The sequence below is a fragment of the Nocardioides koreensis genome, assembly GCF_039531775.1.
GTDB classification, from domain to species: Bacteria; Actinomycetota; Actinomycetes; order Propionibacteriales; family Nocardioidaceae; genus Nocardioides; species Nocardioides koreensis.
In genome coordinates this window covers 226702-253597 of record NZ_BAAAQR010000002.1, presented here as the reverse complement: position 1 = coordinate 253597, position 26896 = coordinate 226702, and the positions used below count along the sequence as shown (strand labels likewise).

31 protein-coding genes are annotated in these 26896 nt (G+C 73.8%); 18 read left to right on the top strand and 13 right to left on the bottom strand.

Annotated features, from left to right (window positions below):
* Window positions 1–24 precede the first annotated feature (24 nt).
* From ABD268_RS05325 to ABD268_RS05310, 4 genes are read left to right on the top strand one after another with little or no spacing between them, the layout of a single operon-like run.
* The gene (locus ABD268_RS05325; RefSeq protein WP_344148687.1) at window positions 25–996 is read left to right on the top strand and encodes a hydroxymethylglutaryl-CoA lyase; all 972 of its coding nucleotides are present in this window, start codon (window positions 25–27) and stop codon (window positions 994–996) included.
* Window positions 993–2084: a hypothetical protein gene (locus ABD268_RS05320; RefSeq protein ID WP_344148684.1), complete on the top strand. Its 1092-nt coding sequence runs from the start codon at window positions 993–995 to the stop codon at window positions 2082–2084. The genes ABD268_RS05325 and ABD268_RS05320 overlap by 4 nt, the downstream gene beginning before the upstream one ends.
* Window positions 2081–3247 (top strand): hypothetical protein, encoded by a 1167-nt coding sequence (locus tag ABD268_RS05315; RefSeq protein WP_344148681.1) that lies wholly within the window; start codon window positions 2081–2083, stop codon window positions 3245–3247. The genes ABD268_RS05320 and ABD268_RS05315 overlap by 4 nt, the downstream gene beginning before the upstream one ends.
* Window positions 3244–4458: a hypothetical protein gene (locus ABD268_RS05310; protein WP_344148678.1), complete on the top strand. Its 1215-nt coding sequence runs from the start codon at window positions 3244–3246 to the stop codon at window positions 4456–4458. The genes ABD268_RS05315 and ABD268_RS05310 overlap by 4 nt, the downstream gene beginning before the upstream one ends.
* On the opposite strand, the gene ABD268_RS05305 is transcribed toward ABD268_RS05310, so the two are convergent.
* Complete coding sequence (locus tag ABD268_RS05305; RefSeq protein ID WP_344148675.1) at window positions 4419–5099, bottom strand: EcsC family protein; 681 nt, start codon at window positions 5097–5099, stop codon at window positions 4419–4421. The two genes, ABD268_RS05310 and ABD268_RS05305, sit on opposite strands and share 40 nt — an antisense overlap.
* Window positions 5100–5171: 72 nt before the next feature.
* Here ABD268_RS05305 and aat point away from each other — a divergent pair, with 72 nt between their 5' ends.
* Together aat and ABD268_RS05295 are read left to right on the top strand one after the other, a co-directional pair.
* Complete coding sequence (gene aat, locus ABD268_RS05300) at window positions 5172–5849, top strand: leucyl/phenylalanyl-tRNA--protein transferase (RefSeq protein ID WP_344148672.1); 678 nt, start codon at window positions 5172–5174, stop codon at window positions 5847–5849.
* 108 nt (window positions 5850–5957) lie between these two features.
* Entirely contained in the window at window positions 5958–6413 is a 456-nt protein-coding gene (locus ABD268_RS05295; RefSeq protein WP_344148669.1) for a hypothetical protein, read from the top strand.
* Window positions 6414–6455: 42 nt separating this feature from the next.
* On the opposite strand, the gene ABD268_RS05290 is transcribed toward ABD268_RS05295, so the two are convergent.
* Together ABD268_RS05290 and ABD268_RS05285 are read right to left on the bottom strand one after the other, a co-directional pair.
* Entirely contained in the window at window positions 6456–6791 is a 336-nt protein-coding gene (locus ABD268_RS05290) for a rhodanese-like domain-containing protein (RefSeq protein ID WP_344148666.1), read from the bottom strand.
* Between the two features lie 67 nt (window positions 6792–6858).
* Window positions 6859–7725, bottom strand: coding sequence for an Fpg/Nei family DNA glycosylase (locus ABD268_RS05285; RefSeq protein WP_344148663.1), 867 nt, complete (start codon window positions 7723–7725; stop codon window positions 6859–6861).
* A gap of 84 nt (window positions 7726–7809) precedes the next feature.
* Here ABD268_RS05285 and ABD268_RS05280 point away from each other — a divergent pair, with 84 nt between their 5' ends.
* On the top strand, window positions 7810–8097 hold the full coding sequence (locus tag ABD268_RS05280; RefSeq protein WP_344148660.1) for a hypothetical protein: 288 nt from the start codon (window positions 7810–7812) through the stop codon (window positions 8095–8097).
* 132 nt (window positions 8098–8229) lie between these two features.
* A complete protein-coding gene (locus tag ABD268_RS05275; RefSeq protein WP_344148657.1) occupies window positions 8230–9444 on the top strand; it encodes an ATP-binding protein in 1215 nt (404 codons plus the stop codon).
* 6 nt (window positions 9445–9450) lie between these two features.
* Here ABD268_RS05275 and ABD268_RS05270 read toward each other — a convergent pair whose 3' ends face one another.
* Entirely contained in the window at window positions 9451–9948 is a 498-nt protein-coding gene (locus ABD268_RS05270; protein WP_344148654.1) for a GNAT family N-acetyltransferase, read from the bottom strand.
* Between the two features lie 104 nt (window positions 9949–10052).
* Between ABD268_RS05270 and ABD268_RS05265 the strand changes: the two genes are divergently transcribed.
* Genes ABD268_RS05265 through ABD268_RS05255 form a run of 3 tightly spaced genes read left to right on the top strand, consistent with a single transcriptional unit; the run spans window position 10053 to window position 12230 of the window.
* A complete protein-coding gene (locus ABD268_RS05265) occupies window positions 10053–10457 on the top strand; it encodes a VOC family protein (RefSeq protein ID WP_344148651.1) in 405 nt (134 codons plus the stop codon).
* 5 nt (window positions 10458–10462) lie between these two features.
* Window positions 10463–11245 carry a glycerophosphodiester phosphodiesterase gene (locus ABD268_RS05260; RefSeq protein WP_344148648.1) on the top strand — a complete coding sequence of 261 codons (783 nt, stop codon included), beginning with the start codon at window positions 10463–10465 and terminating at the stop codon, window positions 11243–11245.
* 43 nt (window positions 11246–11288) lie between these two features.
* Window positions 11289–12230, top strand: a complete 942-nt coding sequence (locus ABD268_RS05255) for a DUF5926 family protein (protein ID WP_344148645.1) — start codon at window positions 11289–11291, stop codon at window positions 12228–12230.
* Window positions 12231–12425: 195 nt separating this feature from the next.
* Here the strand turns inward: ABD268_RS05255 and ABD268_RS05250 are convergent, their stop codons facing one another.
* The 7 genes from ABD268_RS05250 to larB form a co-directional block, all read right to left on the bottom strand.
* Window positions 12426–13070 (bottom strand): MOSC domain-containing protein, encoded by a 645-nt coding sequence (locus ABD268_RS05250; RefSeq protein WP_344148642.1) that lies wholly within the window; start codon window positions 13068–13070, stop codon window positions 12426–12428.
* A 59-nt stretch (window positions 13071–13129) separates the two neighbouring features.
* Window positions 13130–14182: an adenylate/guanylate cyclase domain-containing protein gene (locus ABD268_RS05245; RefSeq protein WP_344148639.1), complete on the bottom strand. Its 1053-nt coding sequence runs from the start codon at window positions 14180–14182 to the stop codon at window positions 13130–13132.
* Complete coding sequence (locus ABD268_RS05240) at window positions 14179–14556, bottom strand: Crp/Fnr family transcriptional regulator (protein WP_344148636.1); 378 nt, start codon at window positions 14554–14556, stop codon at window positions 14179–14181. The genes ABD268_RS05245 and ABD268_RS05240 overlap by 4 nt, the downstream gene beginning before the upstream one ends.
* Window positions 14557–14731: 175 nt before the next feature.
* Window positions 14732–15952, bottom strand: a complete 1221-nt coding sequence (locus ABD268_RS05235; RefSeq protein ID WP_344148633.1) for an arginine deiminase — start codon at window positions 15950–15952, stop codon at window positions 14732–14734.
* 63 nt (window positions 15953–16015) lie between these two features.
* Entirely contained in the window at window positions 16016–16612 is a 597-nt protein-coding gene (locus tag ABD268_RS05230) for a TMEM165/GDT1 family protein (protein ID WP_344148630.1), read from the bottom strand.
* 7 nt (window positions 16613–16619) lie between these two features.
* On the bottom strand, window positions 16620–17867 hold the full coding sequence (gene larC / locus ABD268_RS05225; protein ID WP_344148627.1) for a nickel pincer cofactor biosynthesis protein LarC: 1248 nt from the start codon (window positions 17865–17867) through the stop codon (window positions 16620–16622).
* Window positions 17864–18574, bottom strand: a complete 711-nt coding sequence (larB, locus tag ABD268_RS05220; protein WP_344148624.1) for a nickel pincer cofactor biosynthesis protein LarB — start codon at window positions 18572–18574, stop codon at window positions 17864–17866. The genes larC and larB overlap by 4 nt, the downstream gene beginning before the upstream one ends.
* A 131-nt stretch (window positions 18575–18705) precedes the next feature.
* On the opposite strand from larB, the gene ABD268_RS05215 reads away from it, so the two are divergent.
* Complete coding sequence (locus tag ABD268_RS05215; protein ID WP_344148621.1) at window positions 18706–19491, top strand: VOC family protein; 786 nt, start codon at window positions 18706–18708, stop codon at window positions 19489–19491.
* Between the two features lie 3 nt (window positions 19492–19494).
* On the opposite strand, the gene ABD268_RS05210 is transcribed toward ABD268_RS05215, so the two are convergent.
* Window positions 19495–20340, bottom strand: coding sequence for a prephenate dehydratase (locus ABD268_RS05210; protein ID WP_344148618.1), 846 nt, complete (start codon window positions 20338–20340; stop codon window positions 19495–19497).
* A gap of 133 nt (window positions 20341–20473) precedes the next feature.
* Between ABD268_RS05210 and ABD268_RS05205 the strand changes: the two genes are divergently transcribed.
* Together ABD268_RS05205 and ABD268_RS05200 are read left to right on the top strand one after the other, a co-directional pair.
* Window positions 20474–20872, top strand: coding sequence for a DUF4446 family protein (locus ABD268_RS05205; RefSeq protein WP_344148615.1), 399 nt, complete (start codon window positions 20474–20476; stop codon window positions 20870–20872).
* A gap of 48 nt (window positions 20873–20920) precedes the next feature.
* Window positions 20921–21652: a hypothetical protein gene (locus ABD268_RS05200; RefSeq protein ID WP_344148612.1), complete on the top strand. Its 732-nt coding sequence runs from the start codon at window positions 20921–20923 to the stop codon at window positions 21650–21652.
* A 48-nt stretch (window positions 21653–21700) separates the two neighbouring features.
* Here the strand turns inward: ABD268_RS05200 and ABD268_RS05195 are convergent, their stop codons facing one another.
* Window positions 21701–23275 carry a bifunctional phosphatase PAP2/diacylglycerol kinase family protein gene (locus ABD268_RS05195; protein WP_344148610.1) on the bottom strand — a complete coding sequence of 525 codons (1575 nt, stop codon included), beginning with the start codon at window positions 23273–23275 and terminating at the stop codon, window positions 21701–21703.
* A 172-nt stretch (window positions 23276–23447) separates the two neighbouring features.
* On the opposite strand from ABD268_RS05195, the gene serS reads away from it, so the two are divergent.
* From serS to ABD268_RS05175, 4 genes are read left to right on the top strand one after another with little or no spacing between them, the layout of a single operon-like run.
* Window positions 23448–24728: a serine--tRNA ligase gene (serS, locus tag ABD268_RS05190; RefSeq protein ID WP_344148607.1), complete on the top strand. Its 1281-nt coding sequence runs from the start codon at window positions 23448–23450 to the stop codon at window positions 24726–24728.
* A complete protein-coding gene (locus ABD268_RS05185; RefSeq protein ID WP_344148604.1) occupies window positions 24725–25576 on the top strand; it encodes an HAD family hydrolase in 852 nt (283 codons plus the stop codon). Before serS ends, ABD268_RS05185 begins: the two co-directional genes overlap by 4 nt.
* Window positions 25573–26091 (top strand): GNAT family N-acetyltransferase, encoded by a 519-nt coding sequence (locus ABD268_RS05180; protein ID WP_344148601.1) that lies wholly within the window; start codon window positions 25573–25575, stop codon window positions 26089–26091. Before ABD268_RS05185 ends, ABD268_RS05180 begins: the two co-directional genes overlap by 4 nt.
* Window positions 26088–26882: an HAD family hydrolase gene (locus tag ABD268_RS05175; RefSeq protein WP_344148598.1), complete on the top strand. Its 795-nt coding sequence runs from the start codon at window positions 26088–26090 to the stop codon at window positions 26880–26882. The genes ABD268_RS05180 and ABD268_RS05175 overlap by 4 nt, the downstream gene beginning before the upstream one ends.
* Window positions 26883–26896: the final 14 nt, after the last annotated feature.

The window sequence follows — 26896 nt, the reverse complement described above, 5'->3', positions numbered from 1 at the left end:
CGCCCGCCCAGAGGAGCCCAGCTGATGCGCACCCCCACCGTCGTGCCGGCCGGCCCCGCGCCGGTCGCCCCGATGCCCGACCGGGTCACGATCTACGAGGTCGGCCCGCGCGACGGGCTGCAGAACGAGAAGGCGCTGGTCCCGACCGAGGTCAAGGCCGAGTTCGTACGCCGCCTCCTCGCCGCCGGCCTGCCGGTCGTGGAGGCCACCAGCTTCGTGCACCCGCGCTGGGTGCCGCAGCTGGCCGACGCCGCGGAGCTGATGACGATGCTGGGCGACGCCGGGCGCGACTGCCCGGTGCTGGTGCCCAACGACCGGGGCCTGGACCGGGCGCTGGAGCTGGGCTGCCGGCACGTCGCGATCTTCGGGTCGGCGACCGAGACCTTCGCGCAGAAGAACCTCAACCGCAGCCTCGACGAGCAGTTCGCGATGTTCGAGCCGACGGTCCGCCGGGCGCGCGAGCACGGGCTCGACGTGCGCGCCTACGTGTCGATGTGCTTCGGCGACCCCTGGGAGGGCGCGGTCCCGGTCGAGCAGGTGGTCGAGGTCGGCAAGCGGCTCTTCGACCTCGGCGCCAGCCAGCTCAGCCTCGGCGACACCATCGGTGTCGGCACCCCCGGCCACGTCACCGCGCTGGTGCACGCCTTCGTGGCGGCGGGGATGGGCACCGACCAGCTCGCCATGCACTTCCACGACACCTACGGCCAGGCGCTCGCCAACACCTACGCGGGCCTCCAGGCCGGGATCACGACGTACGACGCGAGCGCCGGCGGGCTCGGGGGCTGCCCCTACGCCAAGAGCGCCACCGGCAACCTCGCCACCGAGGACCTGGTCTGGATGCTGCACGGGCTCGGGATCGAGACCGGGGTGGACCTCGAGGAGGTCGCCGCCGCCAGCGTGTGGATGGCCGGCCGGCTCGGCCGGCCCAGCCCCTCGGCCGTGGTCCGCGCCCTCGCCCCGGCCGCCGCGGCCGGTGCGGCACAATCTGGCACATGAGTCGGGTCGTCCACCTGCACGTCGGTGCACCCAAGACCGGCACGACGTACGTCCAGGACCGGCTCGGCCTGAACTCCCGCTCGCTGGCCCGCCACGGGGTGCACGTGCCGACCGGCTCGCCGCTGGTCAGCCCCGCCCTGTTCCAGTTCCGGGCGGCGCTCGACCTGCTCGGCCAGGACTGGGGCGGCCGGCCCGGTCACGCCGACGGCGCGTGGGACCAGCTGGTCCGCAAGATCCGCCGCACCTCCGGCACCGTCGTCGTGAGCCACGAGATCCTCGCCCCGGCGACCCCCGACCGGGTCGCCCGGGCGATGGCCGACCTGGCCGACAGCGAGGTGCACGTCGTCTACTCCGCCCGCGACCTGGCCCGCCAGCTCCCCGCCGCCTGGCAGGAGAGCATCAAGCAGGGCCGCAAGTGGTCCTACCGGCGGTTCCTGGACCGCTGCGAGCGGGGGAACTCGTGGTTCTCCCGCGCCTTCGACGTCCCCAGCGTGCTCGGCACCTGGGGGGCCGGCCTGCCCCCCGAGCGCATCCACGTGCTGACCGTGCCGCACTCGCGGGTGACGGGCGGCGACTCGCTGTGGCTGCGCTTCTGCCGGGCGACCGGCATCGACCCCGCCTGGGCGCCGGTCGACAGCGAGCGCGCGAACCGGTCGCTGGGCGTGGCCGAGACCCAGGTGGTCCGCCAGCTGAACCGGCGCATCAAGCGGGCGACCCGCCGCGAGGCGGAGTACGACGAGCTGATCCGGGAGATGCTCGCCCAGGACCAGCTGGTGCGGCGCTCCTCGGCCCCGGTCCGGCTGCCCCCCGAGCGGTTCGACTGGGCCGAGGCCGAGGCCGACCGGTGGATCGAGTGGCTGCGCGGCAGCGGCGTGGACGTCGTCGGCGACCTCGAGGAGCTGCGCCCGCAGCGCCCGGCCGAGGGCGAGAAGTGGCGCGACCCCGACAAGGTGGGTGCGAAGAAGCAGCTCCGGACCGCCATCGACGCCCTCGCCGCGATGACCCAGGAGGCAGCCGGCCGCCCCGACCCGGAGCGCCAGCTGGTCCGCCGGGTCCGCGCCCAGGCCCAGCGGCTGCGCCAGTCGTGACCGGCGGCCACGAGGACACCCCGGGCGTACGCCGTGCCTGGGGGTGGCTGCGCCACCTGCAGGCCGGCGGCACCACCGCGTGGGCCGACTGGTCCGGCCCCGGCCCCGCCGGCGGCCGGGTGCTGCCCGGTGCGCAGCAGCTGGAGCTGCTGCGTCGCCTCAACCTGGTCGGGGTCCCGTCCGAGGCCCTGGTCCACCGGGTGCTGACCGCGTCCGCCCCCGGCCGCGGACGCCCCGACCTGGAGCTGGCCGGAGCGGTCGACCGGCCCCGGTTCGGCCCGCCGCCGGTGGACCCCGCGGACCTGCCCGACGACGAGCTGCTCCGGGTGGCGGCCAACCTGCTCGCCGAGGACGTCGTCGCGGGTGAGCCGGTGCCGGAGCCGGCCCCGGGATGGGTGCGGCCCTGGCGGCGCCGCTACCGGCTGCTCGGCGACCCGGCGCTCGCCGTGCCCCTGCGCACCGAGCTGATCGCCCGGGGCCGGCCCCCGGGTGGCCGCAACGCCGTCGTCCTGGTGCTCGGCACCGACCTGGGCCAGATGCTCGCCGACGTCTGGGAGCACCGCTGCTTCGGCGACGGCGGCGCGACCTGGCGCCGCTGGCTGGACTCGCTGGCCCGCCGCGACGTGCTGCCGCCGCGCGCCGACCTGCTGCGGATCGCCGAGGCCTGGACCGGTCGACCGGGCCGGGGCCGGGTGGAGGTCGTGCTCGACCCGGCGGCCGTCGCGGACCTCGTCGGCGTCCGCCGGCTGTCGCCGCCCCCGCCGCCGGTGCCCGCGGACGCCGCCGACCTGGCCCGTCGGGTCTCGGCGGTGCTCAGCCTGCTCGTCACCCCGCCCCGCCGCGAGGTGCTGCTGCGGCAGACGCTGCGGCCCCGGCTGGCCGGGGTCGCCGGGCCACCGGTCGTGGTTCCCGAGGAGCACCGCGCCTGGGTGCACACCAGGGCGGTGCGCATGCGCGATGGGCTGCTGGACGCTGGCTACGCTGTGCACGGCGACCCCGACGCGCTGCTGCCACGGGCGCGTCCCGGGGCGGCCGAGCCGTCCGACGCGGGCGCGCTGGCGCTGTCGCTCCGGCTGCTCCTCGAGCGGGATGCGGCCACGACCGGGCACACCGACCACGGCAGTCACGACGGCGGCCACGACGGCGAGGAGACGACGAGGTGACCAAGCGGGTCCTCTTGCACGTCGGCACCCCCAAGACCGGCACGTCGTACCTCCAGGACGTGCTGTTCCGGAACCGTCCGGTGCTCGCCGAGCACGACATCCTCTACCCCGCCGAACGGTTCGACGACCAGTTCCTCGCCGCCCTGGACCTGATGCGGCTGCCCTGGGGAGGCCTGGAGACCGAGGCGGTCGGGGCCTGGGACCGGCTGGCCGCGCGGGTCCGTGCCTGGGACGGCACCGCGATCATCAGCCACGAGATCCTCGCGACCGCCTCGCGCTCGCAGGTCGGGCGCGCGCTGGAGTCGCTGGGCCACCGCGACGGCGTCGAGATCCACGTGGTCCTCTCGGTCCGCGACCTGGTCCGACAGATCCCGGCCGAGTGGCAGGAGAACGTCAAGCACCGGCGGACCCTCAGCTACGCGCGGTTCCTCGAGGAGATCCGGGACCCGCAGCGCGACAGCCGGATCGCGACCTGGTTCTGGGGCGTGCAGGAGGTCCCCGACATCCTCGACCGGTGGGGCCACGACCTGCCGCCGGAGCGCCTCCACCTGGTCACCGTGCCCGGGCCGGGCGGCCCCCCGTCGCTGCTGTGGCAGCGGTTCAGCCGGGTGCTCGGCCTCGACGGCCTCGAGCTCGACCTCGAGGCCGAGCGGGCCAACCCGTCGCTGGGCGTGCCCGAGACGGCGCTGCTGCGCCGGATCAACCAGGCGGTCATCCACGACCTCGACCCGCCGGACTACCGGCCGCTGGTCCGCGAGCTGCTCGCGCACCGCACCCTGTCCCGCCGCACCGACACGCCCCGCCTGGCGCTACCCCCGGACGTGCACCCGTGGGCGCAGGACCTCGCGGCCGCCTGGGCGGGCGAGATCAAGGACCGGGGGTACGACGTGGTCGGCGACCTCGCCGACCTGGTCGGGGCGCCGCCGGTGCAGGAGTGGGCCGACCCGGACCATCCGCGCGAGAAGCAGGTCGCGGGGGCGGCGCTGGACGCGATCTCGGCGCTGCTGCTGGAGAACGCCAAGCTGCGGCACGCCGAGGAGCGCCTCGCCGGCGAGCTGCACGAGGCGCACCGCGCCCTCGAGCGGGCCTACCTGCGCCCGACGTACCGCTTCCGGGAGAAGACCGTGCGCCGGCTGCGGGGCAGCCGCGCCGGCCGGGGGGCGCTGAAGGCCTACCGCGTGGCGCGGGGCAGGAGCTCGCGGTCGGAGTAGCGACCGACCCGCCAGGTGGCGAACCCGTCGGCGCCGGCCCCCACGAGGCCGCCGACCACGGGGACCCGGCGCCCGATGGTCGAGGCGAGCCGCTTCCCGGCGACCCGGGCGATCAGGTCCGAGGCCACCTCGGCGGAGATGATGCGGTCCAGGTCGGGGTCGTGCGCCGGCGCGGTCGCCAGCGCCATCGGCGGCGCGGGCAGCCGGCGCTTCCTGACCAGCTTGTCGATCTGCTCCTCACCGAGCAGGCAGGCCAGCACGGCGTTGCGGACCCGCGGGTCCTGCAGGTCGTAGCCGTGCAGGTGGGCGATGCCCGCGATCATCCGGCACTGGACCAGCGCGAGCCCGGTGATGTTGGCGGGCATCGCCACCGCGGCGGTGACCACGCCACCGAGGTTGGTGACGAAGCCCTGGGCGCCGGCGTACCGGACGTGGTTCTCGATGACCTCGTGCACCGCTCGCTCGACGTCGCCGCGCTGCTCGGAGAGCTGCGCCTCGGCCGCGTGCGCCGCCGGCGGCAGCGGGCCGACCCCGTGGATGGCACGGTGCAGGGCCTCGCGCACGAACGCGGTGGTCAGCCCGGGGATCGCGTCCGGGATCCGCGGGGCCAACCGCCTGCCGATGCTGCCGCTCGTGCTCATGCCCCGATCCTAGGAGCCCGACCCAGGAGATGCGCCCGGGTGGACGACCCGGGGACCACTACGGTGGTCGCCGTGCCCGTCGAGCCGCCGCCCTCCCACTGGAGCTTCGGCAGCCCCGGGGACTTCGACCCGCTCGACGACCTGGTGGCCATCGGCGCCGACCTGGCGCCGGGCACCCTGCTGGCGGCGTACCGTCGCGGGCTGTTCCCGATGCCGTCGGGGACGCCCGGGGACCCGACGTACTGGTTCTGCCCGGTACGCCGGGGCGTGCTGCCCCTCGACGCGATGCTGGTCTCCCGGTCGCTGCGGCGCGCGGCGCGCGACTTCGAGATCCGCGTCGACAGCGCCTTCGCGGAGGTCGTGGACGCCTGCGCCGACCCGGGCCGGGACGCCGGGTGGATCGACGAGGACATCAAGGCGGCGTACCTGCGGCTCCACGAGCTGGGCTGGGCGCACTCGATCGAGGCGTGGCGCGACGGCCGGCTGGCCGGGGGCCTGTACGGCGTGTCCATCGGCGGGCTGTTCGCGGGCGAGTCGATGTTCCACCGGGTCCGGGACGCCTCGAAGGTCGCGCTGGTGGGGCTGGTGGGGCTGCTGCGCGACGAGTACGCCGAGGACCGCCTCCTGGACGTCCAGTGGCGAACCCCACACCTGGCCAGCCTCGGCGTGGTCGAGGTCACCCGGGCCGTCTACCTCCGCCGCCTGAGGAAGGCGCTGGAGCTGCCCCCGCCGGCCGGCCTGGGCGGCTGAGCGCCGGCCCGCGGGCGGCCACCGAGTGGGCGGGGCAGGTTCTTCTCAGGTTCGCATGGCACAGTCGACGACTTGCCCATGTCGAATCCCAGGAGGGGACCGAACCTCATGAAGCACGTCCTGATCGCCGCTGCCCTGCTCTCGCTCGGTGGCGTCGCCGCCGGTTGCGGGGACAACAGCGACTCGACCGAGAGCGCCAGCTCGACCCCCACCAGCGCGAGCAGCAGCCCCACCAGCGCCCCCACGGACGGCACCTCGGACGACCTGTGCACCGCGCTCACCGCCGGCTCGTCGATCAAGGACGGCGCCGACGTGGCCGACTTCGCCGCCGGCCTGGAGAAGGCCGGCACCCCGACGGACATCCCCACCGAGGCCCGGAAGGGGTTCGAGACCTATGTGGGTGTCCTCGAGGACGTCGACCCCAAGGCCACGGCCAAGGACCTGCAGAACATGAAGAACGTCGACCTCAGCAAGGAGGAGCAGACGAATGTCCAGGCGTTCCTCGGCTACGCCTCCCAGACCTGCGCCCCCTCGGCCCCGTCGGCCCCCTCCAGCAGCAACTGACCCGGCCGGCGGGCGGCCCCGGCCGCCCGCTGCTGCCGTGGGTCACACCACGTGCGGCGGACCGCCGTTCTCGGTGACCATCGGGCGTCCCGCGTCGGCCCAGTCGACCATGCCGCCCTCGAGGTTCACCGCGTCGATGCCCTGCTGGACGAGGTAGCCCACCGCCTGGGCCGACCGGCCGCCGATCTTGCACACGACCAGCGCCTGCCCGTCGGGCAGCTCGCCGAAGCGCTGGGGGAGCTCCATGAGCGGGATGTGCACCGCGCCCTCGATGTGGCCGTGCTCCCACTCCACCGGCTCGCGCACGTCGAGCACGACGACCCCCTCCGGCAGCGGCTCGGGAACGCCCTGGACGGTCACGGTCGGGATCTGGTGCATGGTCACTCCAGGTGGTCGGTGATCGGGCCGGGTCCGGTCCGGCCTTCGGTGATCGAGCTTGTCGAGATCATTTGAGGAGCCTGGACATCCGGCGGTCGGCGAGCGGCTTGCCGCCGGTCTGGCAGGTCGGGCAGTACTGCAGGCTGGAGTCGGCGAAGGACACCTCGCGGACGGTGTCGCCGCACACCGGGCAGGGCTGGCCGGTCCGGCCGTGCACCGCGAGGTGGGACTTCTTCTCGCCCTTCAGCTCGCTGGCCGCGAGCCCGCGGGAGCGCTCGACCGCGTCGCCGATCACGGTGCGGATGGCGGCGTACAGGGTCTGCAGCTCCTCGTCGTCGAGGCTGTTCGCCGGCTTGAACGGCGACATCCGCGCGGCGTGCAGCAGCTCGTCGGAGTAGGCGTTGCCGATCCCGGCGATGGTGCCCTGGTGGCGCAGTACCCCCTTGATCTGCTTGCGGCCCTCGCGCTCGAGGATCTGCCGCAGCACGTCGATGGTGAAGTCGTCGGTGAGCGGGTCCGGGCCCAGGCTGGCGATGCCCGGGACGTCGGCCGGGTCGCGGACGAGGTACATCGCGAGGCTCTTGCGGGTCCCCGCCTCGGTGATGTCGAGGCCGGACTGGTCGTCGAGGACGATGCGCACCGCGAGCGGGGACTTGTTGCTGGGCTTGGGCGGGATCGTCGGCACCTCGTCGCGCCAGCGGACCCAGCCGGCCCGGGCCAGGTGCAAAACGACGTGCAGCCCCGAGGCGTCGATGTCGAGGAACTTGCCGTGCCGGGTGACGTCGTCGACCAGGGCGCCCTCGAGGGCCGTCAGGGGCGGGTCGAAGGTCTTCAGCGCGCTGAACGCGGCGACGTGGACCTTGACGATGGCGCGGTCCCGCAGCCGGCCCCGCAGGTCCAGGGCCAGTGCTTCCACCTCGGGCAGCTCGGGCACGCCGGCCAGTGTAGGTCGTGGGACCGACGTCGCGGGTTCACCGAATCGCTGGCCGGTTGACCCGCGGGGGAGCATCATGTGTCCATGGCCACCGCGCGTCCGCTGCCGGAGGCGGGGTCGATCTTCCTCGACGCCCGCGGCGGCGACCGCGCGCTCCGGGTCTCCTGGCACCACGAGTCCGGGCTGGTCGTGCTCTCGCTGTGGCGCGACAACGTGTGCGCCGGCTCGTTCCGGCTGGCCGTCGACGAGGTCCCCGACCTGATCGACCTGCTCCGCTCCGGCCTCGACACGGCGTACGACGTCACCACGAGCAACCGGCGCCGCGGCCCGCACGACACCCGGGCCATCCCGCGTGTCGCCCACGGCGCCTGAGACGGGTACTCCGTCACGTTTTGGCTGTGGACAACGCGTTGTCCACAGCCAAAACGTGACGGACTATCCCCGCGTCTACGCCACGCGAGCGAAATCTACGGCTCAGGCTAGAGACGCCGATACGGTCCTACCGTGGACCCGATCCGGAACCCCTACGCGCCCGGCGCGGGGCAGCGACCGCCCGAGCTCGCCGGCCGTGACGAGCAGCTCCAGGCCTTCGACATCGTGCTCGAGCGGGTGGCCAAGGGGCGTCCCGAGCGCAGCCTGGTCCTCACCGGCCTGCGTGGCGTCGGGAAGACCGTGCTCCTCAACGCGCTGCGCTCCGCGGCCGTGCGCCGCCGGTGGGGGACCGGCAAGCTGGAGGCCCGGCCCGACCAGAACCTGCGCCGGCCGCTGTCGAGCGCGCTGCACCAGGCGGTCCGCGAGCTCGGGCACCCGCAGGCCGACGACGTCGACCACGCCCTGGGCGTGATCAAGTCCTTCGCCCAGCGCGAGGCCGGCCCGGCCGCGAAGCTGCGGGACCAGTGGAGCCCCGGCATCGACGTGCCGGCGGTGAAGGGTCGCGCCGACTCCGGCGACATCGAGATCGACCTGGTCGAGCTGCTCACCGAGCTCGGCGGCCTGGCCGGCGACGTCGGCAAGGGCATCGGGATCTTCATCGACGAGATGCAGGACCTCGGCCCCGACGACGTGTCGGCGCTGTGCGCGGCCTGCCACGAGATCAGCCAGTCGGGGCTGCCCGTGATCGTGGTGGGCGCCGGGCTGCCGCACCTGCCGGCGGTGCTGTCCGCCAGCAAGTCCTACTCCGAGCGGCTGTTCCGCTACCAGCGCATCGACCGGCTCGGCCGCGACGCCGCGGACCGCGCGCTGAGCGCGCCCGCCGAGGACGAGGAGGCGGCGTACGCCGAGGACGCGCTGGCGGCGATGTACGCCGCGACCGGCGGCTACCCCTACTTCATCCAGGCCTACGGCAAGGTGGTGTGGGACCTCGCGCCGAGCTCCCCGATCACCGCGCAGGACGTCGCCGTGGCCGCGCCGGAGGCCGAGCGGGAGCTGGCGGTCGGGTTCTTCGGCAGCCGGTTCGAGCGGGCGACCCCGGGGGAGCGTGAGTACCTCCGCGCGATGGCCGACGCCGCGGTCGCGATCGCGGAGCGCGGCGAGGAGGTGCTCGACGACATCCAGAGCGTGCCGACCGCCGACGTCGCGGCCGCGCTGGGCAAGAAGCCGCAGTCGCTCTCACCCGCCCGCGACGCGCTGCTGAAGAAGGGCCTGATCTACTCCGGCGAGCGGGGCCGGATCGCGTTCACGGTCCCGCACTTCGGCCGGTACCTCCTCCAGCACGCCTGAGGAGGCTCAGCGGGCCTCGAGCACCGTCTCCGCGCCATTGCCGTCGACCGCCACGAAGCCGAGGCGCTCGTAGAGGGCGCGGGCCCGGGGGTTGTCGTCCTCGACGGTGGCCCGGGCCCACCGGCCGGTGTCGTGCGCCTCGACGACGAGCTGCTCGATCAGGTGCGTGCCGATCCCGTGGTCCTGGTGGGCGGGCAGCAGCTGGATCCCGGCGATCTCCACGGCGTCCGGGGTGCGCACCACCCGGAGCCGGCCGGCGCGCTCGCCCTCGATCTCGACCACGTACGTCGTGCTGTGCCGGAGCTCCGGCGGTGGGGTCTCGGCGACCTGCGCGGTGGTCCAGGCGGTGAAGCCGGCCCGCCACTCGTGCTCGTCGAAGTCGCCCGGTAGCCGGTTCTGCGCGCTCGTCGCGACGAGCACGACGTCGGTGAGGAAGGCGATGTCCCCCTCGCCCGCAGGCCGGAGGTGCACGGAGGGCATCGGGGTCACCGGATCGATGGTCACAGGGGGAAGGTACGTCGCCACCCGCACACTTCGGGAGTACGCCGTGCCGCGGACGGCCGTAGCATCCGTGCCTGTCAGGGATTGCCGCGAGTCAGGAGCACGCCGTGGACCTCGTGCAGATCGCCCAGCACGCCGACGACCTCGAGCGGGCGGCCGCCTTCTACACCGACCTGCTGGGCAGCCCGCCGACCGCGACGTACGACCCGCCCGGGCTGCTCTTCTTCGACCTCGGCGGGGTCCGGCTGCTCCTGGACCGGGGTGCGCCGAGCGCGCTGCACTACCTCGCGGTGGACGACATCGACGCCACCGTCGGCCGGCTCCGGGACGCCGGCGTGCCGGTCGAGACCGAGCCGCACGTGATCTTCGGCCACGACGACGCCACCCTCGGCCCCGCCGGCACCGACGAGTGGATGGCGTTCGTCCGCGACTCCGAGGGCAACCTGGTCGGGCTGGTCGAGCACCGCCCGCGAGCCAGACGCGCCACGGGACGGCAGCACCCGCAACAATGACGGCCATGAGGCCGCAGGTCGTCGCCCATCGGGGTGCCAGCCACGACAACGCCGAGCACACCCTGGGGGCCTACCTCGCGGCCCTCGACGCCGGCGCCGAGGCGCTCGAGTGCGACGTCCGGCTGACCGCCGACGGGCACCTCGTGTGCGTGCACGACCGCAACGTCCGGCGTACCGCCAGCACGCACGGCATCGTCTCGACGATGCAGCTCTCGGACCTCGACGCGCTCGACTTCGCCTCGTGGAAGAACCCGTGGGCCGACCTCGACGACGAGGCGCCCGAGCGCGACGAGGAGCTGGGCCGGGTGCTCACGCTGCGCAAGCTGCTGGAGACCGTCGCCGACTACCACCGTCCCGTCGAGGTGGCCATCGAGACCAAGCACCCGACTCGCTACGCCGGCCTGGTCGAGCGCCGGGTGGTGGACCTGCTGCGCGACTTCGGCTGGGACGTGCCCGGGGCGCCGGTGCGGGTGATGAGCTTCTCGTGGACGGCGCTGCAGCGGATCGAGCGGCTGGCCCCGGCGGTCCGGCTGGTCCAGCTGCTCGAGCGCGCGCAGTACTGGCCGATGCTGCGCGGCGTGATCGGGGACGACTGGATCGTCGGCCCCGGGATCGAGACGCTCCGCGAGCATCCCAAGCTGGGTCGGCGGATCGCCCGCACCGGGCACGAGATGCACGTGTGGACGGTGAACACCCGCGCCGAGCTCGACCTGTGCCTGGACCTCGGGGTCACCGCGGTCATCAGCGACCGCCCGGCGTACATGCTGGACCTGCTCGGGGTTCGCTGAGGCGGTTGTGGGGCCGTCGTACCCGGCGTATAGGTTCGCGCCCATGGCCAAGCGTTCCCGCACCAAAGCCCGTGACTCCCAGCCCGTCGAGGGCGAGGTCGGCCCCCGCCAGCCCTGCCCCTGCGGCTCCGGCAAGCGGTACAAGGCCTGCCACGGCGCCGCCGGCGGCGCCCCCGCCGTGTTCGTGAACCGGCCCTTCGAGGGGATGCCCTCGGAGTGCGACGTGGTCGCCCTGCGCGAGCTGGTGCCCGCCGCGACCGCGCCGCTGACGCTCCGGGAGCCGGACCCGCACGGCCGCAGCGTCCAGCTCTGCTCGCTGCTGCCGATGGCGGCGCCGGCGATGGTGCGCGACAGCGGCCAGATCTGGCTCGGCCTGCAGGTCCAGCACAACTTCGGCGACCCCGCCCGCGACCTCGGCGCCGTGCTGCTCAAGGCGCTCCAGACCGAGGAGCCCGGCATCGTCGGCCTCACCGACCCGCCCGGGGAGGGCCCCCGGCTGCAGGACCTGGTCACCGACGACCGGCTCGACATCACCGTCCACGACGGGTTCGAGTACTGGATCGCCGACGTCGAGGACCAGTCCGGCATGGCCGCCGCGCTCGAGCAGGCCAACGCCGCGGCCAGCCCGACCGCCCGGCTGACGTCGGTCGAGGCGGCGTACTGGACCAACGTGGGCACCAAGGAGCACCTGCGCTGGGTGATGCCCGAGCCCGAGGACCAGCTGCTCGACGCGCTGGCCCGGCTGCACGCCGCCGGCAAGGACGACATCGCCCCGGGATCGCGGTTCGTGGGCATGTTCCGCGCGCACGGGCTGCTCGCGCCGGTCTGGGACCTGCCGGTCGGCACCGGGCCGGAGCCGCTGGAGGAGCCCGCCGAGCGGTTCGCGGCCGACCTGGCCGAGGCGCTGGCCGACGACTCCCCGCTCACCGCCGAGCAGCGGTCCGCCCGCTCGGGCCTCGCGAACCGCCAGGTCACCATCCGCTGACCCCCACACAGGGGACCTTCGGCAGGTGACCCGGAGCCGGTGAACGGCGAACATGGCGCGCGTCACCGGAATTTCTCGGTGCCAGCCATTGTGTGACGCGTAGGTCTCACGTAGATTTTCCATTGCCCGGTCGTTGTTGTGTCCCCCGTCGACAACGGCCGGGCTTTTCAATTTCTCGATGCCGCCCCTCGCCCGTCAGGGCGAGTCGCGCCGGCTCCTGGCGAGGACGCGCTGGGCGCGGCCCCGGACCGGGGCGGCGAGCGGCACTCCCGATCCCAGCAGTGACGCGGCCTGGTCGGGCGTGAGGCCCGCCGACAGGTCGGCGACCGTGACCCCATGGCCGGGGACGGACTCCACGACCACCTGCCGCCCGGCGGCGAGGGTCCCGGCGCGCAGCACCCGGCACATCGCCCCCACCCGTCCCGACCGGTGGAAGACCCGGTGGAAGTCCGTCACGCCGACGTGCATCGCGAGGTTCGGGCAGGGGGTGCGGGGCTTGCGGACCTCGAGCAGGACGTCGCCCACGAGCCAGCGCTCGCCGATCCGGGCGCCGCAGACGTCGAGGCCCGTCGTACGCACGTTCTCGCCGAACAGTCCGGGCGGCAGCTCCCGGCCGAGGACGTCGGCGAAGAAGGCGGCGTCCTCGTCGGCGTACACGTAGACCGCGGCGTCGGGCCCGCCGTGGCCGCGGTCGCGCTGCTCGTCGCCGACCAATCCGGTCGCCTCCACCCGCACCGCGCCCGGACGCGGCCGCTTGTCGATGGCGGTGTCGTGGAAGTACCCCGGCACGACCGCGTGCACCACGCACACGGCGGTCACCCTGGCCTGCGGACCGGTCATGTCCCGAGCGTGCCACGGGCCGGCCCGCCGGCGCTTGACCGAGCTTGCGGCCGGGAGCCTCAGCGGCGGCGCAGCACCCAGGGCTGGAGCCGCGTGTAGCCCTTCACCGGCGTGCGGCGCATCCGGCGGAACGAGTACGCCGCGTCCGCGGCGTCGTCCTGGGTCGGGTCGTCCTCGCCGGACCGCCCCGACAGCACCTCGTAGGCACCCCGGTCGACCAGCACGGTGCCCGGGCGGGCCACCGAGGTGAGCCGGGCGGCGATGTTGACGACGGGGCCGTAGACGTCCCCGAGCCGGCTGACCACCGCCCCGTGGGCCATCCCGGCGCGCACCTGCGGGAACCGGTCCTGGTCGTCGGCGCCGCGCTCGGTCATCCGCAGCGCGATCTCCGCGGCGGCGGTGGCCTCGTCGGCGACGAAGAGCACCTCGTCGCCGATCATCTTGATGATCCGGCCGCCGAGGTCGACCACGAGCCGGGTGGCCTCGTCCTCGAAGTGCTCGAGCCAGTCGACGAGCTCACCCTCGGCCAGGGTCTTGCTGCGGGAGGTGAAGCCGACGATGTCGACGAAGCAGACCGCCTGCCGGGTGGCCGCCGAGCCCGAGCCGTCGACGGCGAGCACCCGGTTGGTGGCGCTGGCCAGGTGCCGGCGCCAGATGTAGCTCTGCAGCTTCTCCACCCGGGGCAGCACCGACGCGGCCAGCTCGGTGAGCCGCTGCTGTGGGTCCGGCCCCTCGACGGCGACCTCGGTGAGCAGGTTGGTCTGCCACTCGGCCAGCCGCGCGTAGCTGCGTCCCCAGGTGCGCACCAGCGCCGCCTGCGAGTCCGGCCCGAGGATGCCCAGCTTCATCAGGTCGTGCGTGAGGACCAGCGCCTGCACGTCGGCCTCGGTGAACGCGACGGCGTCGTCGGTCTGGTTCGGGAAGCCCAGCAGCCGCCACAGCTGCTCGGCCACCTCGAGGGGTACGCCGGCCCGGTCAGCCACCTCGACCCGGGTCAGGCTGGGCTGCTCCCCGAGCAGGAACCCCTCGACGACCTCGAGCGCGTCGGCGAGGTCGGGGAGCTCGACCGCTCCGGGGTCGTCCGGCGTGGCCGGGTGATCGGGTCCGCTCACTCAGCCCGGGTGAGGCGCTCGTCGGCGGCGGTGCGCAGGACGGTCGCGAAGGACGGGATCTCCTCGCAGAGCCGGCGTACGGCCTCGTCGGTGAAGTGGATGAGCTCGAGCGGGGTCAGCGCCACGATCGAGGCGGTGCGCAGCGAGTGGTTGACGATCGCCGCCTCGCCCATGATCTCGCCGGGGCCGAGCTGGGCGATCTCCTGGCCGCCGCGGCGTACCGACACGGTGCCGTCGAGCAGGATGTAGGCCTTGTCGGCGGGGGTCTTCTCCCAGATCGGGGACCACCCCTCCGGCACCCGCACGGTGGTGCCGGCCGCGCTGATGCGCGCCACCTCCTGCGGCGTGAACGAGTCGAAGAACGAGACAGCCATGGACATGCCTTTCGGTCGGTCCTCCCCGGCGCTCATCCTCGCGGACCGGGACGGGGTCGTCCAGCGTGGTCGGGTGTGATCCCGGACCCTCCCGCGGGGTGGGGCGGTGTGTCAGCCACGGTTCGGTGGTCGAGTTCGGTGGCCTGCTCACCGCGCGCCCGGGCGCCCGGGGGTCTCAGCCCGCCGGCAGCGGCTCCCGGGAGATCGGGCAGCTCATGCAGCGCGGGCCGCCGCGGCCCGAGCCCAGCTCCGAGCCGGCGATACGGACCACCTCGATGCCGGCCTCCTCGAGGCGGGCGTTGGTCTCGTCGTTGCGCTCGTAGGCGACCGCCACCCGGGGCGCGAGCGCCAGGGTGTTGTTGCCGTCGTCCCACTGCTCCCGCTCGGCGGTGACCGGGTCCAGGCCGGTGTCGATCTGGTGCAGGGTGTCGATCTCCATCGCCTTCGCGGCGGCGACCAGGAACGGCTCGGCGTCCGCCACGTGCAGGACCAGCTCGCCCTCGGCGGCCGACCCGTCGGCGGTGGTGACGGCGTAGGCCTGCAGCGAGTGGGCGACGTTGGGGTACATCACGATCTTGTCGACGTCGACCATCGTGCAGACCGTGTCGAGGTGCATCGTCGCCCGCTCCTGCGCGATCGGGACCGCGAGCACGGTGTGGGCGAGGTCGGCGTGGAAGACCTGGCGGGCCAGCCGCTCGACGCCGGCGGGCGTCGTACGCTCCCCGACGCCGACGGCGATCACGCCGGGCGCCAGCAGCAGCACGTCACCGCCCTCGACGTGCTCGTGGTGCCAGCCGTGGATCTTGCGGGTGCCGCGGAACCGCGGGTGCTCGGTGTAGATCAGCTCGGTCAGCTGGGTCTCGCGCATCCGGGCCGGCATCGCCAGCGAGGTCACCGCGACCCGGTCGCGCACCCACACGCTGGAGTCACGGGTGAACAGCAGGTTGGGCAGCGGGTCGATGAGGAAGTCGTCGCTGGCGAACAGCGAGGTGACCAGGCCGAACCCGCCGCGCACCTCGTCGTTGCGGATGCCGGCGGTGAGGTAGCCGGTCAGCTCCTCGGGCGAGGCGTCGCGCAGGAAGCGGGAGAGGTAGCCGCGCATCGTGTCGCCGAGGTGCAGGCCGGACAGCGCGGTGGTGATCGCGTGGTTGCGGGCCACCTCGCTCTCGAGCGTCTCCGCGAGCAGCTCGGTCAGGTAGAGGACCTCGACCCCGCGGTCGCGCAGCGCCGCCGCGAAGGCGTCGTGCTCGTCCTGCGCCCGGGCGACCCAGGGGATGCCGTCGAAGAGGAGCTTGTCGTTGTTGCGGGGCGTCAACCGCTTCAGCTCCGGGCCGGGGCGGTGGAGCATGACGGTCTGGAGCCGGCCGACCTCGCTGTCGGCGCCGTGCTGGGTCATGCGCAGCACTCTAGTGGCGCGGCGGCTCCACCCCTCAGTCGAGCGGCCCCGGGCCGGGCAGCCTCAGGCGATCAGCTCGTACGCCGTGAGGCCGGCGAGCAGCAGGCAGACCGCCGCGCCGAGGTAGTGCAGCGCGTGCAGCGAGACGAACTTCAGCAGCGTCCGGCCGGCGATCGCGGCGAGCCCGCTGACCACCAGCAGCGCGCCGAGGGCGCCGATGAAGACGCTGACCGGGTCCTCGTACTTCGCCACCAGGGAGATCGTCAGCAGCTGCGACAGGTCGCCCCACTCGGCCGCGAACAGGATGAGGAAGCAGGTCAGGACGGCCTTCCAGCCGGTGGCGGCGGTGGCCTTGGCGGCGAACTCCTCCTCGTCCTCGCTGGCCTGGTGGTGGCTGCGGCCCTCGCGGAAGAGCAGCACCGCGCCCACCAGGAAGATCACCCCGGCGACCGCGCGCACCACGTCCTGCGGCAGGTAGGTCACCGCGTGGCCGAGCGCCACCGCGACGACGGTCTGCACCGTGAACGCGAGGCCGACGCCGATCCAGACCAGGAGAGGCCGGTACTTCGTCGCCAGCACCAGCGTGGCGATGAAGGTCTTGTCGGGCAGCTCCACGACGAAGATCGCGGCGAAGGTGAGGGCGATGACCAGGGGGTCCATGCGGGGGTCAGGGCTCCTGTCGGAGGAAGGTGCGGCTCGCGGCCACGGCATCGTTGAGAACGTCTAGCACCGGGCGCCCGAGGGCCGCGGCGGCGCGCGCCACGTCGTCGTACTCCGGTTGCGCGTTGACCAGCACGCCGTCGTGCCGGGCCAGCTTGACTGCGACGGGCTGGCCGTCGACGTCGACGGAGACCATTTCACGGTCCAGGGCGTGCTTGCCGAGCGGCTGCTCGCGCAGGCCGATCGTGGAGGTCTGCCGGAAGATCTCGGCCCGCACCGCGGCCGCGCGGTCGGCCGCGACCAGGACGCTGAGCGTGTGGGCCGGGCGGCCCTTCTTCATCAGGATCGGCGTCAGCCAGGCGTCCGACGCGCCGGCCTCGAGCAGCGCGGCGATCACCGCCGGCCAGACCCGCGGGTCGAGGTCGTCGATGTTGGTCTCGACCAGCAGCGGAGCACCGGTCGGGCCGGTTCCGGTGGTCGGGCTGTCACCGGTCGGGCTGTCCCCGGTGGTCGAGCCTGTCGAGACCAGCAGGCGCAGCACGTTCGCGTGCCCCTCCGGGTCCCGGCCGCCGGCCCCGACCCCGATCGCGTCGGTGGTCATCGCGGGTTGTGGGCCCCAGCCGGTGGCCAGGGTGGTCAGCAGCGCGGCGCCGGTGGGTGTGCACAGCTCCATCGCGGGCGCGCCCGGCGGGCCGGCGTACGACGGAACGCCGCGCAGCAGCTCGGCGACCGCGGGAGGGGGCACGGGGAGGGTGCCGTGCGCGCCGCGGACCGATCCCGCGCCGACGGCGACCGGCGAGACGACGACGGACCTCTCCGTCGATCGAGCCTGTCGAGACCACAGCCACGCGAAGCCGGCGCAGGCCCCGACCACGTCGGCGATCGCGTCCAGCGCGCCGACCTCGTGGAAGTGCACCTCGTCCGGGTCGTGCCCGTGGACAGCGCCCTCGGCGACGGCCAGGCGCTCGAAGGTGCGGACCGCGAGGTCACGCACCGTCGGGTCCAGGTCGGCGGCGGTCAGCAGCGCCCGGACGTCCCGCCAGGTGCGGTGCTCGACGGAGTCGGCGATCTCCACGTGGCAGCGGGTCGCGGCGAAGCCGTTGCGGGTGACCTGCTCGACCCGCAGCGCGACCGGCTCGGGGGCGATCGCGTCGACGGCGGCCTGGAGCACCTCGACCGGCACGCCGGCGCCGACGAGGGCGCCCAGCAGCATGTCGCCGCTGGCACCGGAGGAGGCGTCGATCCAGACGGTCATGAGGCGCCGGGCCGGGGCGCGGCGTTGCGGGCCACCCGGGCGGCGTGGACGCCGGCCCCGTAGCCGTTGTCGATGTTGACCACGGTGACCCCGGGGGCGCAGGAGTTCAGCATCGCCAGCAGGGCGGCCACGCCGCCCAGGGACGCGCCGTACCCGACGCTGGTGGGGACCGCGACCAGGGGCACGCCGGTCAGCCCGCCGACCACCGAGGGCAGCGCGCCCTCCATCCCGGCGACCACGACGAGGCAGTCGGCGGCGGCGAGCCGGTCCTGGACGCCGAGCAGCCGGTGCAGGCCGGCGACCCCGACGTCGTCGATGCGGTCCACGCCCGCGCCGTGCACCCGGACGGTGAGGGCGGCCTCCGCGGCGACCGGGGCGTCGGAGGTGCCGGCGCTGACGACCGCGACCGTGCCGCGCGGCGTGGGCAGCGGCCCGAGCGTGACCGCCCGGGCGACCGGGTCGATCCCGGCGTCGGGCAGGGTGCCGCCGACCAGCGCCAGGGCCTCCTCGGAGAGCCGGGTCGCGAGCACCGCGCGCTCGGGGTGCCGTTCGTGCAGGGTGCGCAGGATCGTGACGACCTGCTCGGGGGTCTTGCCCGCGCCGTAGACCACCTCCGGGTCACCGGTGCGGGCCGCGCGGTCGACGTCCACGCGCGCGAAGCCGAGGTCGGCGATGCGCGGGTCTGGGGAGTGGTCGGGCTGGTCCACGGGAGGAACCTACCCGGCGGCGGACCGCCCCGGTCCGGGCCGGGGCCTTCCGGCCCTGTCTGCGGCCGGGGCCGGGGTGTTGGCTCGCGGTGGGGCCGGCCCCGCCCGCGGCCGGGTGGAGGAGCACGGTGATGGCGAAGTTCGAGTCCTACGCGCAGGGCACACCCTGCTACGTCGAGCTGACGACGCCCGACCAGCAGGCCGCCAGGGCCTTCTACACGGGCCTGTTCGGCTGGGAGGTCGAGGAGGTGCCCGTCGACGACGAGGGGAACCAGTACCTCGCGGTGTCCCTGGAGGGGGACGCGGTCGCCGGGATCGCCGGCCAGGTGCCCGGCGCGACCGGGGGGCCGGCGTCCTGGGTGGTCTACCTCGCCGCCGACGACGTCGACGCGGTCACGGCCCGGGTGGCCGGTGCCGGCGGCCGGGTCGAGGCGGGTCCGTTCGACGTGATGGGGCTCGGACGGATGGTGGCGCTCGGTGACCCCACCGGCGCCCGGGTGAACCTGTGGCAGGCCCGGCAGCACATCGGCACGGTGCGGGTCAACGAGCCCGGGACCCCGGTCTGGCACGAGCTGATGACCCCCGACGTCGAGCGGGCGACAAGGTTCTACGCCGACGTGCTCGGGGTCGCGTGGGAGGCGATGCCGGTGCAGGGCGGCGGCACGTACACCTGCCTGGTGGTCGACGGGCGCCGGGTGGGCGGTGCGATGGCGCCGCCGCAGCCGGGGATCCCGGCGTACTGGGCGGTCTACTTCGCCGTCGAGAGCCTCGACGACGCGGTGGCGTGGGCCGAGCACCTCGGCGGCACGGTGGTGGTGCCCGCCTTCGACGTGCCCGGCGTCGGCCGCATGGCCGTGCTCGCCGACCCGCAGGGCGGGGTGTTCAGCCTGATGCAGTCCCAGCCGCCGACCGGGTGAGCCTCACTCGACCCGGAACGGGTCGGCGGGGTAGACGCCGAGGACCTTCACGTCGGTGGTGAAGAACGCCAGCTCCTCCAGCGCCCGCTTGACCGGCAGGTCGTCGGGGTGCCCGTCGACCTCGGCGAGGAACTGGGTGGCGGTGAACTCCCCGCCGACCATGTAGCTCTCGAGCTTGGTCATGTTCACGCCGTTGGTGGCGAACCCGCCCAGCGCCTTGTACAGCGCGGCCGGCAGGTTGCGGACGTTGAAGATGAAGCTGGTGACGACCGGGCCGTTGCCCGGCGCGGCCTCGACGAGCTCGCGTGAGAGCACCACGAAGCGGGTGGTGTTGTGCTCCTCGTCCTCGACGTCGTCGGCCAGGATCTGCAGGCCGTAGATGTCGGCGGCCAGCGGCGGGGAGATGGCGGCCTGGCTGGGGTCCGCGGCCTCGGCGACCTCGCGGGCGGCCCCGGCCGTGTCGCCGGAGATGACCGGCTTGAGGCCGTGCTCGCGGATGATCTTGCGGCACTGGCCCAGCGCGTGGACGTGGCTGTGCACGGTCCGGATCCGCTCCAGCGAGGCTCCCGGGACCCCCATCAGGCTGAACCGGATCCGCAGGAAGTGCTCGGCGATGATGTGCAGGTGCGAGGTCGGTAGGAAGTGGTGGATGTCGGCGACCCGTCCGGCGATCGAGTTGTCGATCGGGATCATCGCCAGGTCCGCCTCGCCGGACTCCACCGCGGCGAAGACGTCCTCGAACGACGCGCAGGCGAGCGCCTCCAGCTCCGGGTAGTGCTCCTTGCACACGAGGTGCGAGTTGGCGCCGGGCTCGCCCTGGTAGGCGATGCGGTGGGTTCCTTCGCTCACGGCCCGATCGTGCCACGCCGGGGCGGGGCCGCCGGGCGCGTGACCACCCGTTGGGCCCCGCATCTCGGGAGGTTTCGCCCGCCCCGGGCGAGGCGCCGACGGCCGGGAGCCCCGGCTACCTAGGCTTCGCCCCGTGTGGATCCTCGCCTCGGCCGCCCTCGTGCTCTCCCTTGCTGCACTGGTGTTCGCCGTCCTCGCCCTGCGCCGGCTCAGCGACTCGCGTCGACGGGTGGGCGCCGACGCCCTCCCGCAGGACGTGTACGGCCTGCGGCAGGAGGTCGCGGCCCTCCGCGCGGAGGCGCGCGACGCGCTCCGGCACCTCTCGGTGGTGCGGTACGACGCGTTCGGCGACATGGGCGGCCACCTGTCCTGGTCCCTCGCCCTGCTCGACGACAGCGGCCACGGCGTGGTGCTGACCTCGATCCACGGCCGCAGCGACTCCCGCACCTACGCCAAGAGCATCGCCTCCTGGTCCTGCGAGCAGCAGCTCTCCCCGGAGGAGCAGGAAGCCATCGAGCACGCCCGGCCCTGAAGTTGCGCCGCCCGGCAACCAGACCGGGCCGGGCCGCATCTCAGGGGCATGACTTCTGGGAACCCGCTTCGGTCCGCCGCGGTCGCCGCACTCGTCGTCCTGTTCGTGACCGGGTGCGGCTCGACGTCCGTGCGCTCCCCGGCCGACGGCCCGCGAACCTCCCCCACCCCGGAGCCGACCGACGCCGGTCCGACCGACAACGGCCCGGCCGAGAACAGGGCCTGGCCCGTGGAGACACGCAGCCGGGCGGACGTGGACGGTGACGGGCAGGTCGAGCGCCTGCGGCTCCGCGCCCCCGACCTGCCGGGACCCCGCTTCCCGGTCCAGCTGGTCGTCGAGCGCGCCGACGGCAGCCGGTCGGTGACCGGACTCGTCCGCCAGCCCCTGCCCGGCCTGTACCGCTCCGACGACGTCGACGGCAGGCCGGGGGAGGAGGTGCTCCTCATGGCGGAGGGCAACGCACGGGCGGTCACTCCGCTCACCTGGCGTGACGGCCGGCAGGTGCCGATGCGCACGCCGCCCGGCTTCCCGCTCACCGACGACTACGTCCACGGCCACCGCAGCGACTGGTGGGTCGAGGACGGCCACCTCGTCTCGACCCGCTCGGTCCGGCCGTTCGAGTTCGACTGGGACACCGTCGAGGTGCCCGCGTCGTACGCCGTGCACGCCTGGCGCTGGACCGCCGACGGCCTCGACCTGCAGCCGCGCCGCCGCGGGCTCTTCTGCGTCCGGCACGACGAGCCCCAGCGCTTGCTGCCCCTCTCCGGCGGCGCGTGCTGACCGGCCGCCTCAGGCCTCGCCGACCTGTCGCGTACTCCGAGCGCCGGGTCAGCGGGGGACGCGCACGAGCAGCCGGCCGTGGACGCACTGCATCCGCAGCTCCCGGCCCGGGCCGATGGAGTCACCGTCGAGCTGGCGGGGGGTGTCGGAACCGGCCCGGACCACCACCGAGGCGCCCGTCATCCGGTTGACCAGCTCGTCGGTGTGCTTGAGCTTGAGCAGCACCCGCCAGGCCAGCGGGATCCAGGAGAAGAAGTTGCGCGGGTGCAGGATCACCACGTCGAGCAGGCCGTCGTCGATGGCGGCGTCGGGGAGCAGCGGCAGCCCGGCCTGGAGGAAGCCGACGTTGCCGACCACCACGGTGCGGGCGCGGTGCCGGGTGAACTCGCCGCCGTCCACCGAGACCTCGACCCGCACGGCCGGGAACATCAGCGACTTCAGCCCGGAGAACACGTAGGCCACCCAGCCGACCCGCTTCTTGAGGTCCTCGTTGACGCCCTCCATGATCGCGGCGTCGAAGCCCATGCCCGCCATCACCATGAAGTGGGTGTCCTCGATCCCGTCGCCACCGACCTCGACCAGGTCGATGGCCCGGTCCTGGCCGCTGAGGGCGACGTCGATCGCGGCCCGGATGTAGAGCGGGATCCCGAGGTTGCGGGCCAGCAGGTTGCCGGTGCCGGCGGGCACGATGCCGACCGGGATGCCGGTGCCGGCGAGCTCGGCGCAGACCTCGCGCACGGTGCCGTCGCCGCCGCAGACGATGACCAGGTCGGCGCCCTCGACGGCCGCGGCCTCGGCCATGCCGGTGCCCGGGTCCTCGACCGTCGTGTAGTGCCAGGTCGGCTCGGACCACCCTGCCTCCGTGGACATCGAGGACAGGATGGAGCGGAACTGGCCGACGTCCTCGACCTTGATCGGGTTGAGCACCACGGAGAGCCGGCGCCCCGAGGGCAGCACCTCGGGCAGCGGCTCGGCGCTCTCGGCGTGGCTGCGGGGGAGCGGGCTGTAGATCGTCAGCGCGAGCAGCACCATGCCGGCTCCGAGCAGCACGCCGGCCGTGACGTCGCTGATGTAGTGGCGGCCGAGCAGCACCCGGTCGGCGCAGACCACCAGGACCCAGAGGGCCAGCAGCGCGTAGGTCGCGCGCCGGGTGCTGGACCGGCGCACCAGCATGATGACGAGGACGATCACGATCCCGGAGAAGGCGGCCACCGAGGACGCGTGCCCCGAGGGGAACGAGTTGGTCTTCAGCAGCCCGGTCGAGTCCTGCCACGGGGGACGACCACGGCCGACCTGGATCTTGATGAGGGTCGTCATCAGGGAGGTCGCCACCATCACCACGACGGCGAAGACGGCGGCCCGTCGATGTCCCTTGAACAGCATCAGCCCGGCCAGCAGCACGGTCAGGACCGTCATCCCCCAGGTGGCGAACGCGACCTCGACGAGCTTGAGGGCCTCGCGCATCCAGCCCCGGTCCACGGCCCAGCCCTCGGCCGGGTCGCCCCGGTCATCGACGGTGGTCAGCGGGCCCCAGTCGTGGGTGATGAGCACCGCGATCACCGCGAACAGGGCGAAGCAGACAAGGGCCCAGCTCAGCGTCGTGAGGCGAGGTCGGTCGAGCACGCGGGTCCCTTCGGGTGGCTGGGGCGCGACCAGTATGCAGGGACGTCGTACGCCGTCCGTGAACCGGCGCGTATCTCGAATGAGCGGTGGCGGCACCGGCGGCTAGCCTTGCCCGCATGACGTCATCCCACGACGAGCCTCGCTTCGCTCCCCTCGCCGCAGGGACCCCGAGATGATCGACCCGCGAGTGCTCCGAGACGACCCCGACCGGGTGCGAGCCGCGCAGGCCAAGCGCGGCCTGTCCGCCGACGTGGTGGACCGGGCCCTCGCCGCGGACGGCGCCCGGCGCGCCGCGATCGCCGACTTCGAGGCCAAGCGCGCCGAGCAGAAGCAGCTCGGCAAGCTGATCCCCCGGGCCCAGGGTGAGGAGAAGGCCGAGCTGCTGGCCCGGACCAAGACCCTCGCCGCCGACGTGAAGGCCGCCGAGTCCGCCCAGGCCGCCGCCGAGGAGGAGTGGCAGGCGGCCCTGATGAGCATCCCCAACCCGGCGGCCGACGAGGCTCCGGCGGGCGGCGAGGACGACTTCGTCGTGCTCGAGACGGTGGGCACGCCGGTGGAGTTCGACTTCGAGCCGCGCGACCACGTCGAGCTCGGCCGGATGCTCGGGGCGATCGACCTCGAGCGCGGCGCCAAGGTGTCGGGCAGCCGCTTCTACTTCCTCACCGGGGTCGGTGCGGAGCTGGAGTTCGCGCTCATCAACCTCGCGAACGAGACCGCCCGCGACCACGGCTTCACCCAGGTGATCGCGCCCTCCATGGTCAAGCCGCGCGCCATGGACGGCACCGGCTTCCTCGGCCAGGCCGCCGATGACGTCTACCGGATCGAGGGCCAGGACATGTACCTCGTCGGCACCTCCGAGGTGCCGATGGCCGCCTACCACTCCGACGAGATCCTCGACGGCTCGTCGCTGCCGCTGCGCTACGCGGCGTTCAGCCCCTGCTTCCGCAAGGAGGCCGGCTCGCACGGCAAGGACACCAAGGGCATCATCCGGGTGCACTGGTTCGACAAGGTCGAGATGTTCGTCTACACCACGCTCGAGGAGTCCTTCGCCGAGCACCAGCGGCTGCTGGAGATCGAGAAGGCCTTCCTCGACAAGCTCGAGCTGGCCTACCAGGTGATCGACACGGCCGCGGGTGACCTCGGCCTCTCGGCCCAGCGGAAGTTCGACTGCGAGGCGTGGATCCCCACCCAGGGCAAGTACCGCGAGCTCACGTCGACGTCGAACTGCACCGACTTCCAGACCCGGCGGCTCGACATCCGGGGCCGGTTCGGCACCGACGGCGGCAGCGAGGTCAAGCCGCTCGCGACCCTCAACGGCACGCTGTGCGCCATCCCGCGGGCCATCGTCGCGATCCTCGAGACCCACCAGCAGGCCGACGGCTCGGTGCGGGTGCCCAAGGCACTGCAGCCGTGGCTGGGCGGCCGCGAGGTCCTGGAGCCGGTCCACACGTGAGCGACTGGCAGCCGGGGCTCGTCGCGCTCGACATCGACGGCACGCTCCTGAAGTGGGTCGAGGGTGCCGGCACCACGCACGAGGAGATCGCCCCCGCGGTGTACGACGCGGTGCACCGCGCGCTCGACGCCGGCACCCACGTGGTGCTCGCCAGCGGGCGCTCCCCGCACGGCATGACCCGGATCGCCGACCTCCTGGACCTCCACGCCGGAAGCAACGGTCAGGGCGCGCGCGACCGGCTCTGGGTGGTGGCCAGCAACGGCGCGGTGGTGTTCCGCTACCCGCCGATGGAGGTCGTCCACGAAGAGACCTTCGACGCCGGTCCCGCGGTGCAGGCGATCCTGGAGCACCACCCGAACGCGCTGGTCGCGGTCGAGGAGCGGGGCGTGGGCTACCGGGTCAACCGGCACTTCCCGGACGGCGAGCTGACCGGCGAGATGACCATCACCGACGTCGAGGAGATCGTCGCCGGCCCGGTCAGCCGCGTGATCATCCGCGACCCGAACGCCACCGCCGACGACTTCGTCGCGCTCGCCGAGAAGCTCGGGCTGCACGGCATCAACTACGTCGTCGGCTGGACCGCGTGGCTCGACCTCGCGCCAGTGGGGGTCAACAAGGCCTCCGGGCTGGAGCGGGTCGCCGAGCAGCTCGGCCTCGGGGCCGAGCACGCACTCGCGATCGGCGACGGCCGCAACGACATCGAGATGCTCCAGTGGGTACGCCGCGGGGTGGCGATGGGCCAGGCCATCGAGGAGGTCCGGGCCGCCGCGCACGCGGTGACCGAGACCGTCTACGACGACGGCGTCGCGGTCGAGCTGGACCGCTGGTTCGGCGGGGGCCGCGGATGAGCCTGCCTCCCGAGGTGACCACGCTGCGCCTGCGGCTGCCGCTCGTCACGACCGCCGAGCGCGACGACATGCTGGCCGGGCGGCGCCGGCCCGAGTGGCACGCCGACTACCCGCGTGAGGACGACCGGGACGCGGTGACCATGCTCCGCGACGGGGCAGGCGACGGGGCAGGCGACGGCACCGACCCGTGGGGGCCGCGCCACATCGTGCGCGCCGTCGACGGCCTGGTGGTCGGGTCCATCGGCTTCTTCGGTCCGCCGGAGGCCGTCGACGGCACCCCCGAGACCGAGGTGGGCTACGGGCTGGTCGCCGACGCTCGCGGGCACGGCGCCGCCACCGAGGCCCTACGCGGCCTGCTGGCGGTCACCGACCGGGGTGGCGTCCGGGTCCGGGCCAGCGTGCTGCCCGACAACACCGCCAGCATCCGGGTGCTCGCCAAGTGCGGCTTCACCGAGCTGCGCGGCGCCAACGAGGACGGCGAGCTGGTGATGGCCCGCCCGGTCCCGACACCGTGACCCTGCCGCGCCTGGTCGCCACCGACCTCGACGGGACCCTGGTCCGCTCCGACGGCACCGTCTCCGACTTCACCCGGGACGTGCTGGTCGAGCTCGAGCACCGCGGCGTCCCGGTCGTCTTCGTGACCGGCCGCCCGCTGCGCTGGGCCGAGGAGGTCTTCGAGTACGTCGGGGCCCACGGGCTGGCCGTGGTGTCGAACGGCGCCCTGGTGTGGGACGTCGCCCGGTCCGCCGCCCACCTGGAGCGGCCGATCGACCCGGCGCTCGGCCTCAAGATGTGCCGGCTGCTGCGCGCAGCCGTGCCCGGCACGTCGTACGCCGTGGAGACGTTGGAGGGCATCAGCCTCGAGCCGGCGTTCCTGGAGCGGCACCCGGTGCCCGGCGCCGCCCGGCGCGCACCCATCGAGGAGCTGTTCACCCGACCGGCGCTGAAGCTGCTGGCGCGGCACGAGGAGCTCGAGCCGCAGGAGTTCTGGGACCTGGCCGAGGAGACCGTGCTCGGCCGGCTCGTCATCACCTGGTCCTCCGCCTCGTCGCTGCTGGAGATCAGCGGCCCCGACGTGACCAAGGCCTCGACGCTGGCGCTGCTGTGCGAGGACCTCGGGGTCGAGGCCGCAGACGTGATCGCCTTCGGCGACATGCCCAACGACCTGCCGATGCTGGGCTGGGCCGGGACGGCCTACGCGATGGCCGACGCGCACCCCACCGTCACCGAGGCCGCCCACCACGTGGCGCCCGGCCACGACGACGACGGCGTCGCGCGGGTGCTGGCTGGTGTCTTCGACCTGTGATCTGTTTCGATGGG